Annotated in this window: 14 protein-coding genes and 1 pseudogene; 8 read left to right on the plus strand and 7 right to left on the minus strand. The window is 68.8% G+C overall.

Annotated features, from left to right (window positions below; genetic code table 11):
- The first annotated feature begins 68 nt into the window (after positions 1–68).
- The 3 genes from CAL24_RS08940 (at position 69) to CAL24_RS08950 (ending at position 2,163) form a co-directional block, all read left to right on the plus strand.
- On the plus strand, positions 69–1,112 hold the full coding sequence (locus tag CAL24_RS08940; RefSeq protein WP_094806449.1) for an endonuclease/exonuclease/phosphatase family protein: 1,044 nt from the start codon (positions 69–71) through the stop codon (positions 1,110–1,112).
- 92 nt (positions 1,113–1,204) lie between these two features.
- On the plus strand, positions 1,205–1,618 hold the full coding sequence (locus CAL24_RS08945; protein ID WP_051439314.1) for a YbaN family protein: 414 nt from the start codon (positions 1,205–1,207) through the stop codon (positions 1,616–1,618).
- Entirely contained in the window at positions 1,615–2,163 is a 549-nt protein-coding gene (locus CAL24_RS08950; RefSeq protein WP_028353367.1) for a GNAT family N-acetyltransferase, read from the plus strand. Before CAL24_RS08945 ends, CAL24_RS08950 begins: the two co-directional genes overlap by 4 nt.
- Here CAL24_RS08950 and CAL24_RS08955 read toward each other — a convergent pair.
- The 3 genes from CAL24_RS08955 to CAL24_RS08965 form a co-directional block, all read right to left on the minus strand.
- Positions 2,142–2,465 (minus strand): DMT family transporter, encoded by a 324-nt coding sequence (locus CAL24_RS08955; protein WP_028353366.1) that lies wholly within the window; start codon positions 2,463–2,465, stop codon positions 2,142–2,144. The genes CAL24_RS08950 and CAL24_RS08955 overlap by 22 nt on opposite strands.
- Positions 2,466–2,467: 2 nt before the next feature.
- On the minus strand, positions 2,468–3,112 hold the full coding sequence (locus CAL24_RS08960) for a glutathione S-transferase family protein (protein ID WP_094806450.1): 645 nt from the start codon (positions 3,110–3,112) through the stop codon (positions 2,468–2,470).
- A gap of 94 nt (positions 3,113–3,206) precedes the next feature.
- Positions 3,207–3,653 (minus strand): MarR family winged helix-turn-helix transcriptional regulator, encoded by a 447-nt coding sequence (locus CAL24_RS08965; protein WP_028353364.1) that lies wholly within the window; start codon positions 3,651–3,653, stop codon positions 3,207–3,209.
- 157 nt (positions 3,654–3,810) lie between these two features.
- On the opposite strand from CAL24_RS08965, the pseudogene aceE reads away from it, so the two are divergent.
- A pseudogene (gene aceE / locus CAL24_RS08970) lies at positions 3,811–6,479 on the plus strand (pyruvate dehydrogenase (acetyl-transferring), homodimeric type).
- A 4-nt stretch (positions 6,480–6,483) separates the two neighbouring features.
- Here aceE and CAL24_RS08975 read toward each other — a convergent pair.
- Entirely contained in the window at positions 6,484–6,924 is a 441-nt protein-coding gene (locus CAL24_RS08975) for a RidA family protein (protein ID WP_094806451.1), read from the minus strand.
- Between the two features lie 179 nt (positions 6,925–7,103).
- Between CAL24_RS08975 and CAL24_RS08980 the strand changes: the two genes are divergently transcribed.
- Positions 7,104–7,712: a hypothetical protein gene (locus CAL24_RS08980; protein ID WP_141218063.1), complete on the plus strand. Its 609-nt coding sequence runs from the start codon at positions 7,104–7,106 to the stop codon at positions 7,710–7,712.
- Here the strand turns inward: CAL24_RS08980 and CAL24_RS08985 are convergent.
- A complete protein-coding gene (locus CAL24_RS08985) occupies positions 7,709–8,422 on the minus strand; it encodes a glutathione S-transferase N-terminal domain-containing protein (protein WP_094806453.1) in 714 nt (237 codons plus the stop codon). The two genes, CAL24_RS08980 and CAL24_RS08985, sit on opposite strands and share 4 nt — an antisense overlap.
- Positions 8,423–8,590: 168 nt before the next feature.
- Here CAL24_RS08985 and CAL24_RS08990 point away from each other — a divergent pair, with 168 nt between their 5' ends.
- Complete coding sequence (locus CAL24_RS08990; RefSeq protein WP_212591733.1) at positions 8,591–9,208, plus strand: glutathione S-transferase family protein; 618 nt, start codon at positions 8,591–8,593, stop codon at positions 9,206–9,208.
- Positions 9,209–9,307: 99 nt separating this feature from the next.
- On the opposite strand, the gene CAL24_RS24140 is transcribed toward CAL24_RS08990, so the two are convergent.
- Positions 9,308–9,514, minus strand: a complete 207-nt coding sequence (locus CAL24_RS24140; protein ID WP_028353358.1) for a hypothetical protein — start codon at positions 9,512–9,514, stop codon at positions 9,308–9,310.
- Between the two features lie 206 nt (positions 9,515–9,720).
- On the opposite strand from CAL24_RS24140, the gene CAL24_RS09000 reads away from it, so the two are divergent.
- On the plus strand, positions 9,721–10,890 hold the full coding sequence (locus CAL24_RS09000) for a zinc-dependent alcohol dehydrogenase (protein ID WP_094806455.1): 1,170 nt from the start codon (positions 9,721–9,723) through the stop codon (positions 10,888–10,890).
- A gap of 28 nt (positions 10,891–10,918) precedes the next feature.
- Positions 10,919–11,509, plus strand: a complete 591-nt coding sequence (locus tag CAL24_RS09005; RefSeq protein WP_094806456.1) for a UdgX family uracil-DNA binding protein — start codon at positions 10,919–10,921, stop codon at positions 11,507–11,509.
- 62 nt (positions 11,510–11,571) lie between these two features.
- Here the strand turns inward: CAL24_RS09005 and CAL24_RS09010 are convergent, their stop codons facing one another.
- Positions 11,572–12,567, minus strand: coding sequence for a helix-turn-helix domain-containing protein (locus CAL24_RS09010; RefSeq protein ID WP_028353355.1), 996 nt, complete (start codon positions 12,565–12,567; stop codon positions 11,572–11,574).
- Between the last annotated feature and the right edge of the window lie 127 nt (positions 12,568–12,694).

Genomic DNA, 12,694 nt, shown 5'->3' on the forward strand with positions numbered 1-12,694 from the left:
AGCGCGGTCGTTCGCGGGCGTGTCACATGGGCGGACTAGATTGGCGGGATCCCCGGGGAGCCGCGCCGATGAACCTGTCCCGCCTGACGATCGCCACCTTCAACCTGTACAACCTGAACCAGCCGGGCCGGCCCATCTACACCAACAAAAAGGGCTGGAGCCGCGCCGAATACGAGCGCAAGATCGAATGGACCGCCCGGCAGTTGCGCGAGCTGGAGTCGGATGTATTCGGTTTCCAGGAGCTGTGGCACGCGGACTCGCTGGCGGAGGCGGTCGAGGCGGCCGGCATGGCAGGGGATTACGCCGTGCTGGCGCCGGCCGATGCCGATGGCTCCGGCATTGTGTGCGCGGCGCTGGTGCGCAAGGGGCTGCTGAGCGGCGAGGCGGAGTGGATCAACGATTTTCCCGCCGGCTTCGTGCTGCATTCGAGCGGCGACGACCCCCAGACGCCGCTGATCGAGGTCAATATCGGCGGGTTCTCGCGCCCGGTGCTGCATTTCACCATCAAGCCGCGCAAGGCCGAGCCGGATGTGCACGTCTACGTGTGCCACTTCAAGTCCAAGGCCGAGACCAAGGTGTACAACGAAGACTGGTTCAAGGACGACAAGGATTTCTACGGCAAGCACCAGAAGAACCTCGGCGCGGCCTTGTCCACCATCCGCCGCACGGCGGAGGCCGCGGCGCTGCGGTTCCTGTTGACCGAGCAGATGAAAGGCACCGACGTGCCGGTGATCGTGCTGGGGGACATCAACGACGGCCAGCACAGCAATACGGCCAACATCCTGACCGAGCAGCCGCGCTACCTGGTGGGCGAGTCGCGCGGCGGCGGCGACGCGGTGCTGTACGCGGCGCAGACCCTGCAGGAATATCGCGACACGCGCGATGTGTACTACACCCACGTATTCCAGGACATGCGCGAGTCGCTCGACCATATCCTGGTGAGCCAGGAGTTCTACGACAACAGCCGCAAGCGGCGCTGGATCTTCGACGGCATGGTGGTCAACAACGACCACCTCAACTTCGACGATCACAAGGCGCGCGGCACCAACGATCACGGGATCATCCGCGCCGCGTTCAAATACCGGCCGGCGGAGCGCCACGAGGTCGCCTGAGGGCCGCGCCCGCCCCGGCGCGGTACCATTGCATCCGGGCCTGACCGGCGCGGTGCCGGCAGGCGGGTATTCGTGGCGAGGAACAGGGTGGCATGACCGACACGCAGGGCGGCGCCGGGCAGCGCGGGCGCTGGAAACGCGGGGCCTATATGGCCCTGGGCATGCTGATGCTGGCCCTGGCCCTGATCGGCGCGGCGCTGCCCATCATGCCCAGCACCATCTTCGTGATCCTGGCGGCCGCCTGCTTCGGCCGCGCCTCGCCACGCTGGGAAGCCTATTTGCTGCGGCATCCGCGCTTCGGACCGGCCTTGGTGGCATGGCGCGAGCAGGGCGCGATCTCGGCGCGCGGCAAGGCGTTCGCGGTGGCTGGCATCGCGCTCGGGCTGGCCGTGTTCTGGTATACCTCCCGGCCGGTCTGGTGGCTGGGCGCGCTGGTCAGCGCCTTCATGGCGGGCTGCGCGCTCTGGCTGCTGAGCCGGCCCGCGCCGCGCGAGGACCGGACATGACATTCATCGTGACGCCGGCGCGGCCGCAGGACCTGCCCGAATTGCCGCATATCGAGGCGCTGGCGCTGGCGCTGCTGGCCGGTCATCCCGCCCACGAGATATTCGGCCGCCATGCCACGCCGGTCGACGACTTCGCCGCCGGGCTGCGGCGCGATTGCCTGTGGGTGGCGCGCCTGGATCCCGCCGGGCCGCCGGTCGGCCATGTGCTGGCGGGCGAGCTGGATGGCGATTTCCACATCCAGCAAATGGACGTGTCGCCCGCACAGGGCCGGCGCGGCATCGGCCGCGCGTTGCTGGAACACGCCTGCGACGTGGCGCGGGCGCGCGGCTACCGGCATGCCGTACTGACCACGCTGGCCGATGTGCCCTGGAATGCGCCGTTCTATGCCAGCGCCGGCTTTCGTCCGCTGGCGCCGGCCGATTGGGGCGCCGGCCTGCGCGCCGTCATGCGTCACGAACGGACGCTGGGCTTTCCGATGCGCCTGCGCGTGGCGATGCGGCGCGACCTGGCGGCGGAGCAGGCTCAGCCGCCCGCCTCGACGTAGCGCAGCCCGATCAGGCCGGCGGCGGTGATGGCCAGGAACAGCAGCCGCTGCCAATGCATGCTTTCACCGAAGGCGGCGATGCCGATGACGACCAGGCCGAGCGCGCCCAGCCCGGTCCAGATGGCGTAGGCGGTGCCGACAGGCAGCGTCTGCAAGGCCTTGGCCAGCAGATAGATGCTGCCCAGCCCGGCGCCGACCGCTACCGCGCTGGGCAGCGCGCGCGTCCAGCCCTCGTTCAGCTTCAGCGCCACCCCCATGACGATTTCCAGGCCGGCGGCCGCCAGCAGCATGAGCCATGCCATGTTCAGGCCTGCGCCGGCTGGTCGTCGCGCGCGGCGGCCAGGGCCTGCCGCACCGCGGGGCGCGCCTCGATGCGTTGCAGCCAGTCGCGCAGGCGCGGGTAGGGGGCCAGGTCCAGGCGCAGTTCGGCATGGGTGCGCAGCCAGGGAAAGGCGGCGATATCGGCAATCGAATAGCGGTCCAGCGCCAGGTAGGCGGAGGCTTCCAGGCGGCGCTCCACCACGCCGCACAGGCGCAGCGCTTCCCGCGTGTAGCGCTCGATGGCTTCGCGGTTGCCGCTGTCCGACGCGTGCAGGAACCACCACAACTGCCCCAGCATGGGGCCGATGCCGCCGATCTGGAAATGCAGCCACTGCTGCACCTGCCATTGTTCGGCGGCGCCGGCCGGCTGCAGGCAGCCGTAGTGCGCCGCCAGGTAGCTGAGGATCGCGCCCGACTCGAACACGGTCAGGCCCGCGGCGTGATCGACGATGGCCGGGATCTTGCCATTCGGGTTGATGGCCAGGAATTCGGGGCGGCGCTGGTCGCCACGCCCCAGGTCCAGCGTCACCTGCCGGTGCGGCAAGGCGGCTTCGTGCAGGTAGATGGCGATCTTGTGGCCATTGGGCGTATCGGCAGTGTAGAAGGTGAGGGGGGTATCGGTCGGCATGGTGTCTGGTCCGTTATTAATTGCAATTGCAATCGTTGCGGATGCAAATCTAGCTGGCCGCTGCCGATCCGGCAAGCGAAATCTTGCTGGCGAGTCAGGCAGCGGACTGGCGGGCGGCGCCGGCGGCTGCGTCGAGGGCGGCGGCGAAACGGGCCTGTTCGGCCGCGTCGAAGCGCGCCAGGAACAGGTCGGCCACCGTGGCCTGGTAGACCTTCCACATCTTCTTGCGCAATGCCCGGCCCTCGCGGGTAATGGTGGCGTAGGCGGCGCGGCCGTCCTGGGGCGAACGGGCGCGCGTGACCAGCCCTTCCTGTTCGAGGCGGTCGATCAGCCGGGTCAGGTTGTAGCGCTCGATGGCCAGCGCGTCGGCCAGCTCATGCATGCGCCGCGTGCCGCCAGGGCCGCTTTCCAGGCCCCACAGCGCGTCGTACCACGCGTAGCCGGGCAGGCCGGCCGCGGCCAGGCGCCGTTCCACTTCGCGGATCATCAGGCGATGGGCGCGAACGAAAGAAAACCACAAGTCGGGCGCATCGTTGGACATGGCGGTGTTTTCCCCTGTTGGTCGGACGGCGGGCGCGGCGGACGCGTCGCTCGCCGTATTGTCGTTCATCCGAAGAATTGCAGTTGCAATTATGCCGTGCGTGGATACAATGGCGCCACATACGATTGCAATTGCAATTCATTGCCAGGAGCACACCATGCAAGCATTACCCATCCCGACCGATACCGATCCCCAGGAAACGCGCGAATGGCTGGAATCGCTGCAGTCCGTGGTCGAGGCCGACGGGCGCGGCCGGGCGCATTTCCTGATCGACCGCTTGCTGGATTTCGATGGCGCCCTGCATGGCGATTTCCACGGCCGCGCCACCACGCCGTACGTGAACACCATCCCGGCCGAACGGCAGTTGCCCTATCCGGGCGACCTGGCGACCGAGCGGCGGCTGAGCGCGTTGGTGCGCTGGAACGCCATGGCCATGGTGCTGCGCGCCGGCCGCCATTCCAATGTGGGCGGCCACATTGCCACCTATGCGTCGGCGGCGGTGCTCTACGACGTGGGCTTCGACCATTTCTTCCGCGGCCGCACCGCGACGCACGCCGGCGACATGGTGTATATCCAGGGCCATTCGGCGCCCGGCATTTATGCGCGCGCCTATCTGGCAGGCCGGCTCAGCGAGGCCCAGCTGGACCGCTTCCGCCGCGAAGCCGACGGCGCGGGCCTGTCGTCCTATCCGCATCCGCGCCTGATGCCGGACTTCTGGCAGTTCCCCACCGTGTCCATGGGGTTGGGGCCCCTCATGGCTGCCTACCAGGCGCGTTTCATGCGCTACCTGGAAAACCGCGACCTGTTGCCGCGCCAGGGCCGCAAGGTGTGGGCCTTCCTCGGCGACGGGGAGATGGACCAGCCCGAATCGCTGGCCGCCGTGTCGATGGCCGGCCGCGAGCAGCTGGACAACCTGGTGTTCGTGGTCAACTGCAACCTGCAGCGCCTGGACGGGCCGGTGCGCGGCAACGGCAAGGTCATGCAGGAGTTCGAGGCGTTGTACCGCGCCGCCGGCTGGAACGTCATCAAGGTGGTGTGGGGCAGCGGCTGGGACGCCCTGCTGGCGCGCGACAAGACGGGCCTGCTGCGCCAGCGCATGATGGAGTGCGTGGACGGCGAATACCAGAACTACAAGTCGCAGGACGGCGCTTACGTGCGCGAGCATTTCTTCGGCAAGTATCCGGCCCTGCGCGACATGGTGGCGGACCTGAGCGACGCGGAGATCTGGGCCCTGGGGCGCGGCGGCCACGACCACGAAAAGGTCTACAACGCGTATGCGGCGGCGCTGCGCCACACCGGCCAGCCTACCGTGGTGCTGGCCAAGACGGTCAAGGGCTTCGGCATGGGCGAGGCCGGCGAAGGGCAGAACGTCAATCACCAGCTCAAGAAAATGAACGCCGACGCGGTGCGGGCGTTCCGCGACCGCTTTGCGCTGGACTTGCCCGATGAGCGGCTCGACGAGATGCCCTACCTGAAGCCGGCGCCGGGCAGCGAGGACGAGCGCTACCTGCAGGCGCGCCGCGCCGTGCTGGGCGGCCATGTGCCGGCGCGCCAGGACACGGCCGCGCCCCTGGCGGTGCCGCCGCTCGAAGTGTTCGGCGCCCAGCTCGCCGATTCGGGCAGCCGGGGCTATTCCACCACCATGGCGTTCGTGCGCATGCTGGGGGCCTTGCTGAAGGACCCGGAGCTGGGCCGCCGCGTGGTGCCCATCGTGCCGGACGAGTCGCGCACTTTCGGCATGGAGGGGCTGTTCCGCCAGATCGGCATCCACTCCCACGTGGGCCAGCTGTACACGCCGCAGGATGCCGGGCAGCTCAGCTACTACAAGGAAAGCCGCGACGGCCAGATCCTGCAGGAAGGCCTGAACGAGGCGGGCGCCACATCGTCGTGGATCGCGGCGGGCACGGCGTACAGCAACCACGGCCTGGCCATGCTGCCGTTCTACATCTTCTATTCCATGTTCGGCTTCCAGCGCGTCGGCGACCTGGCCTGGGCGGCGGCGATGCGCGCGTGCGCGGCTTCCTGCTGGGGGCCACGTCGGGACGAACGACCCTGATGGGCGAGGGCCTGCAGCACGACGACGGCCACAGCCACGTGCTGGCGTCGGTCATTCCCAGTTGCGTTGCCTACGACCCCACCTACGCGTACGAACTGGCGGTGATCGTGCATGAAGGCATGCGCCGCATGGTGGCCGAACAGGAAGACGTCTTCTACTACATCACGCTGCTCAACGAAAACTACCCGCACCCGGCCCTGCCGGACGGCGCGCGCGAGGGCATCCTGAAGGGCCTGTACCTGCTGCGCGGCGCCGCGGCCCCTGGCGACCGGCCGCGCGTCCAGCTGGCCGGCAGCGGCGCCATCCTGCGCGAAGTGGTCGCCGCGGCGGAGCTGCTGGAGCGCGATTTCGCCGTCGATTGCGAGAACTGGAGCGCCACCAGCCTGACCGAACTGCGGCGCGAGGGAATGCAGGCCGAGCGCTGGAACCTGCTGCATCCCGGCGAGGCGCCGCGCGTGCCGTACGTGCAGCAATGCCTGGCCGGCCATGCGGGCCCGCTGGTGGTGGCGACCGACTACATGAAGATCGTGGCCGACCAGATCCGGCCGTATGTCGGCGACCGCCGCTTCGTCGCCCTGGGCACCGACGGTTTCGGGCGTTCCGATACCCGCGAAGCGCTGCGCGCCTTCTTCGAGGTGGACCGCCACTTCATTGCCGTGGCGGCGCTCAAGGCGCTGGCGGACGACGGCGCCATTGCCGCCGCGCGGGTCGCCGAGGCGCTGGAGCGCTACGGCGTGCGGCCCGACAAGCGCGACCCGGCGGCGCCCTGACGGCTCAGCCGGCCGCCTGCGGCAGGGCGGCCACGGCCTCGATCTCGAACAGCATGCCGTCCAGCGCCAGGCGCGGCACCGGGATCAGCGTGCAGGCGGGCTTGGGCCCGTCGCCGAAGGCTTGCGCCAGTTCCGCGCCGAATACCGCCAGGCGCTCGTGGCTGTGATCGACGATCAGCACCGTCAGCTTGGCCACGTGGCGCGGCGCGGCGCCGGCCGCCGCCAGCGCCGTGCACAGGTTGGCCAGCGCCTGGCGCACCTGCTGGCGGAAATCGGCGGCCAGCGCGCCGTCCGCGGTCTCGCCGCCCTGGCCGGCGATGAAGACCAGCCGGGTGCCGGGATGCACGCTGGCGATATGGGAGTAGCCGTTGGGCGCGGGGTCGTACAGGCCGGGCGGGTTGGTGAAGGTGACGGTGGCGGAAGCAGGGGAAGCGGGGATGGTCATGCAGGACTCCATGAAAGGCTCGGGCGAGGACGGGATGTGAACGCCCCTGGCCGATGCTTGCGCAAGTATGACGGAGCAGGCCGTCCAGGCGCGACAAGGGCCTACAGGTCCTGTGGGCTTGCGGCGCGCCCGCGGCGCCGCTCCGGTATGCTGGGGGTATTCGCCATGAGGAGCCCGCCATGCCCCGCTTTACTTGTCTGGCCGCATCCCTGCTGGCCGTTGCCCTGGGAGGGTGCGCCGCGCCGCGCGACGCGACCGCGCCATCCCCGTCGGCGGCGTCGGCCGTTCATGTGGACAGCGAGTACGGTTTTCGCATCGCCGTGCCCGCGGGCGTGAAGCCGCGCCCGGATTTTTCCGGCAGCTACCTGGCGGGCCAGGACTGGAAGGCCTACGCGGAGCCGGGCAGCCAGGGCGTGCCGCGCCTGGCCATGTCCCTGCCGGGTTCCAACCGGATCACGACTGCCGAGCTGCGCATCGGGGTCAGCGACGCGGCCGCGGAAGTGCGCCGCTGCACGACGCCGCCCCGCGGCATGCAGAACGGCGTGCGGCGCGCGCGCATCAACGGCATCGACTTCACGCAGTTCCGCGCCCAGGATGCGGCAATGAGCCACTACATGGTGGTCGACGCTTATCGCACCGTGCACGCCGGCCGCTGCTATGCGGTGGACTTGATGGTGTATGGCGTGAACCCGCAGGTCTACAGCCCCCCGGCCGCCGAGCCGTTCCCGCGCGACGAGGCACTGCGGCGCTTGCGCGCCTGGCTCGACGGCTTCGCGTTCCTGCCTTAGCCTTGCCCGGGCGCCTGCGGGATCTCCATGCCACGCTTGACCGCCGGCCGCGCCACGAAGGCGTCCAGCGCCCGCAGCACGCTGGGATAGTCGGCGATGCCGACCAGGTCGCCGGCCTCATAGAAACCGATCAGGTTGCGCACCCACGGGAAGGTGGCGATGTCGACGATGCTGTAGGCGTCGCCCAGGATCCACGGGCGGTCGACCAGGCGGCCCTCCAGCACTTTGAGCAGGCGCTTGGACTCGGCGACGTAGCGGTCGCGCGGCCGCTTGTCTTCGTAGTCCTTGCCGGCGAACTTGTTGAAGAAGCCGAGCTGGCCGAACATCGGGCCGATGCCGCCCATCTGGAACATCAGCCATTGCAGCGCCTGGTAGCGCCCGGCCGGGTCCTGCGGGATGAACTTGCCGCTCTTGTCGGCCAGGTACACCAGGATGGCGCCTGATTCGAACAGCCCGAGCGGCGCGCCGCCGGGGCCGTCGGGGTCGAGGATGGCGGGAATCTTGTTATTGGGGTTGAGCGACAGGAACTCGGAAGACAACTGGTCCTGCGTGTCGAACGCGACCCGGTGCGGCTCGTAGGGCAAGCCGGTTTCTTCGAGCATGATCGACACTTTCACGCCGTTGGGCGTGGGCAGGGAATACAGCTGGATGCGGTCCGGATGGCGCGCGGGCCATTTGCGGGTGATGGGGAAGGCGGATAAGTCAGCCATGAGGGTCCTTTTGCATAGGGTGGGGTATTCGCCGTTTTCTATCGTAGCGGATGTCCCGCCCGGCGGCGCACGCCGCCATCTGGCGCGGTCCCCGGATTGGCCCTATTCTTGCCCGTGCGCCGCGTCATCCCTGCCACCGGCCAATACAAACCGAGGAGAGTCACGATGATGAAACTGTATGGAATGGGTCCGACGCGTTCGCTGCGCGCACGCTGGGCCCTGCAGGAGCTCGACGCGCAGTTCGAGTTCGTGCCGGTCGACCTCCAGGCCGGCGAGCATCGCCATCCGGATTTTCTGCGCCTCAATCCCGCCGGCAAGCTGCCGGTGCTCGTCGATGGCGACCAAGTGATCACCGAATCCGCCGCCATCGTCATGTACCTGGCGGAAAAATACGCCGACAAGGGTCTCATGCCGGCCAGCCTGCAGGACCGCGCGCAGGCCTATCGGTGGAGCTTCTTCGCCGTCACCGAACTCGAGCAGCCGCTGTGGCGGATCGCCCGGCACAGTTTCGTGTATCCCGAAGCCAAGCGGCTGCCGGCCGATATCCCGCTGGCCCGCGAAGAGTTCCTGGAAATGGCGGCGGTGCTCGACCAGCACATGGAGGGCCGCGAATTCATTGCCGGCGAACGCATTTCCATCGCCGATTGCGTCACGGCCTATGTGCTGGACTGGGGCAACGAGAACGGCCTGGTCGCGGGCTTTGCCAATCTCGCGGCCTATCTGGAGCGCATGTACGCCCGCCCCAAGGCGCCCCAGCGCATTGCGGCGGCGATGGCGAGCCTGTAGCCGGCCGGCCGCGACCTGCGGGCCGGCGCCGCGCGGATGGCGGCCGCCCCGTTGGGGCAAGCGCCGTCCGCCGCCGCGGCCGCCGGCCCGTATCCGCGCCTAGCGGCTGCCGCCGGTGGCGGGGTATTGCGAGCCCGGGGTGTTGGGGTTGTTGTCGGGCATGCTGGCGGGTGGCGGGGGCGGCGTGTTGCTCTGCGTCTGGGGCCGGTCGTACATCGAGTCATCGCTGTGGTGGCGATGGCCGCTGCAACCGGCCAGAAGCAGGCCGCTGGCGACGATGGGCAAGGCAAGCATACTGAGCTTCATGAAAACCTCCTGTCAGTAGGGTGTCGAAGGGCCCAGCACGCGGCGTGCCCGGCTGCCGCGCGGAGGGCGGGGCGGTGCGCGGCGCGGCAGTTCTTGCAGGATTTGTAAATTCCGGGCACCTGCGCCCGCGATCGCGGCCCGGCCGGCGCGGCACGGCGCTTGCGGCGCATCCCGCGGCGGCGCGGTTGCCGCGAGGCGAGGACGACATGAAGGCGCTCTGCTGGCACGGCAAGAAAGACATCCGCTACGACACCGTGCCCGACCCGGTGATCGAGCATCCGCGCGACGCGATCATCCGTACCTCGGCCTGCGCGATCTGCGGTTCGGACCTGCACCTGTTCGACGGCTTCATGCCCGGCATGAAGCACGGCGACATCATGGGCCACGAGTTCATGGGCGAAGTGGTCGAAGTGGGCAGCGAAAACAAGGCGCTGCGGATAGGCGACCGCGTGGTCATCCCGTTCACCATCGCCTGCGGCGACTGCGACCAGTGCCGGCGCGGCCGCTTCTCGGTGTGCGAGCGCAGCAACCGGAATGCGGAGCAGGCCGCCAAGCTGTTCGGCCACAGCACTGCCGGGTTGTTCGGCTACACCCACCTGACGGGCGGTTACGCCGGCGGACAGGCTGAATACGTGCGGGTGCCCTACGCCGATACCACGCATATCCGGGTTCCGGACTCGTTGAGCGACGAGCAGGCGCTGTTCCTGGGCGATATCGTGCCCACCGGCTGGCAGGCCGCGCGCCAGTGCGATATTCAGCCCAGCGACACCGTCGCCGTATGGGGCGCCGGGCCGGTGGGCCAGATGGCGGTGCGCAGCGCGCTGCTGCAAGGCGCGCGGCAGGTGGTATGCATCGACCGCGTCCCCGAACGCCTGCGCATGGCGCGCGAGGCGGGCGCTGAAGTCATCGATTTCGAACGGCAGAGCGTGCTGGAGATGCTGGCCGACCTGACCGCCGGCAAGGGGCCGGAGAAGTGCATCGACGCGGTCGGCATGGAGTCGCATGCCACCCGCACGTTCGACGCGCTGTACGATCGCGCCAAGCAGGCCGTGGGCGCGGAGACGGATCGTCCGCACGTGCTGCGGGAAATGATCTATGTATGCCGTCCGGCGGGAGTGCTGTCGATCCCCGGCGTATACGGCGGCCTGATCGACAAGATCCCGTTCGGCGCCGCCATGAACAAGGGGCTGACCTGGCGCATGGGGCAGACCGATGTGCGGCGCTGGACCGACGAGCTGCTCGATGTGATCGCGCGCGGCGAGCTGGACCCGTCATTCGTCATTACTCACAGCGAACCGCTGCAGCGCGGCCCCGAGTTCTACACCACGTTCCGCGACAAGGCCGACGGCTGCATCAAGGTCGTGCTGAAGCCCTGAGGCGCCATGGCCCGCCGCCCCCCCCGACATCGACCCGCAGCAGCAGCCCGCGCGCCTCGAGGACTGCCGGCGCTGCGGCCTGTGGCGCGACGCCACGCAGGCCGTGCCCGGCGAGGGACGGCGTTCGGCATCCATCATGCTGGTGGGCGAGCAGCCCGGCGACAAGGAAGACCTGGCCGGCCAGCCGTTCGTCGGCCCCGCCGGCGCGCTGCTGGACCGCGCCTTGCGGGATGCCGACGTGGACCGCAAGACGGTCTATGTCACCAATGCCGTCAAGCACTTCAAATGGCAACTGCGCGGCAAGCGCCGCATGCACAAGACCCCGGCGCAGCGCGAGATTGAGGCGTGCCACTATTGGCTGGAAGACGAACTGCGCATGATCACGCCGCGCGTCGTGGTGGCGCTGGGAGCGACGGCGCTGCACGCGGTGATGGAGGCGAAGTCGCTGACGCTGACGCCGCAGCTCGGGCGGGTGCTCGAGCACGACGGCCTGGCCGTGGTCGCCGCCTATCATCCGTCGTATGCGCTGCGCGCGCCCGATGCCTCCGCGCGGCGGCACGCCTACGAGACCATCGTCGCGGCGCTGGCCCAGGCCGCGCGCCTGGCCGCGCGCACTTGAAGCGGCCCGCACGGGCTCGGCCGGCGCGCCGCGGGCTGTGGGCCTGCGGGGGCTCGCCGTGGTCACCGACGGCGCGTCTGTTGCGGCGTTTCGCCGAAGGCGCCGCGATAGGCTCGTGAAAATTCGCCCAGGTGGGTAAAACCGAAACGCGCCGCGATGTCGCTGACCTTGTCGCCGCCAGCTTGCGCCAAAGTACGCCGGACCGCTTGCAGGCGCTGCATGCGCAGCCATTGCAAGGGCGATTGCCCGCATTCGTCCTGGAACAGGGCCTGCAGGCGCCGGACCGACAGGCCGCAATGGCTGGCCACCATGGACACCGGCAGGCGGTCGCCCAGGTGTTCGAGCATATAAGCTTGCGCGCGGCGAATGGCCCGGGACGCCGAGGGCGGCGGCGCCGGCCACAGGCGCGTCGCCATATTGTGCGGCTGGTGCAGCAGCAGCGTGGTGGCGACCAGCATCTCGGTCTGCGCCAGCAGCGTTGCCTGCGCGGTGTCCTGGCCCTGGCCCAGCCCGGAGCAGCGCACGACCCATTGCAGCATGGGCAGCAGCGCCTGCCAGCTGGCCGTGTGCAGGGGAATGACCGCATCGAAATAAACGTCGGGGGCCTGTTCCTGTCCGGTCAGCCGGCGCCAGGCCTCGGCGATGGCGGCGCGGTCCAGGCGCAGCAGGACCTGCTCATAATCGTGGCTGACGCTGAAATGGAACCGCTTGTCCGGGCTGACGAGGAAAGCTTTATCCGGCGAAACCTCTATGCGGCGCCCGTCGAAATAGAACACCGCCCGGCCCTGCGTGGGCAGCACCAGCAGGTAGTAGTCGTCCAGGCACTGGCAGTCGGGGTCGATGCTGATGTCCGCGCCATACCCATGCCTGAGCTTGATCAGGGACAGGCGGCCGCAGGGGACGAGGTCGAGCCGGCTGTGGAGGATCCGCCCATGCAGCACCTGTAGCCGATACGAATTGAGCACCTGGCCGATTTGCTGCCGCGCCTGGTCCGGGTCGGCAGTATTGACGATTCGATACTGCTCGAACGGCACTTGGGCAAACAGGGAGGCGGTCATCTGGCTTCACATCTGCTGGGTATCCACATATTACCGGGCAATCATCGGCGCACGATAAAAAAGTGCGTTTTTCCGATAGCGCGCGGCGCGAAACCGATAGACGGCCCGGGCGGCTGGCATGACTATC

Source organism: Bordetella genomosp. 2, from assembly GCF_002261345.1.
Classification (GTDB): domain Bacteria; phylum Pseudomonadota; class Gammaproteobacteria; order Burkholderiales; family Burkholderiaceae_B; genus Bordetella_A.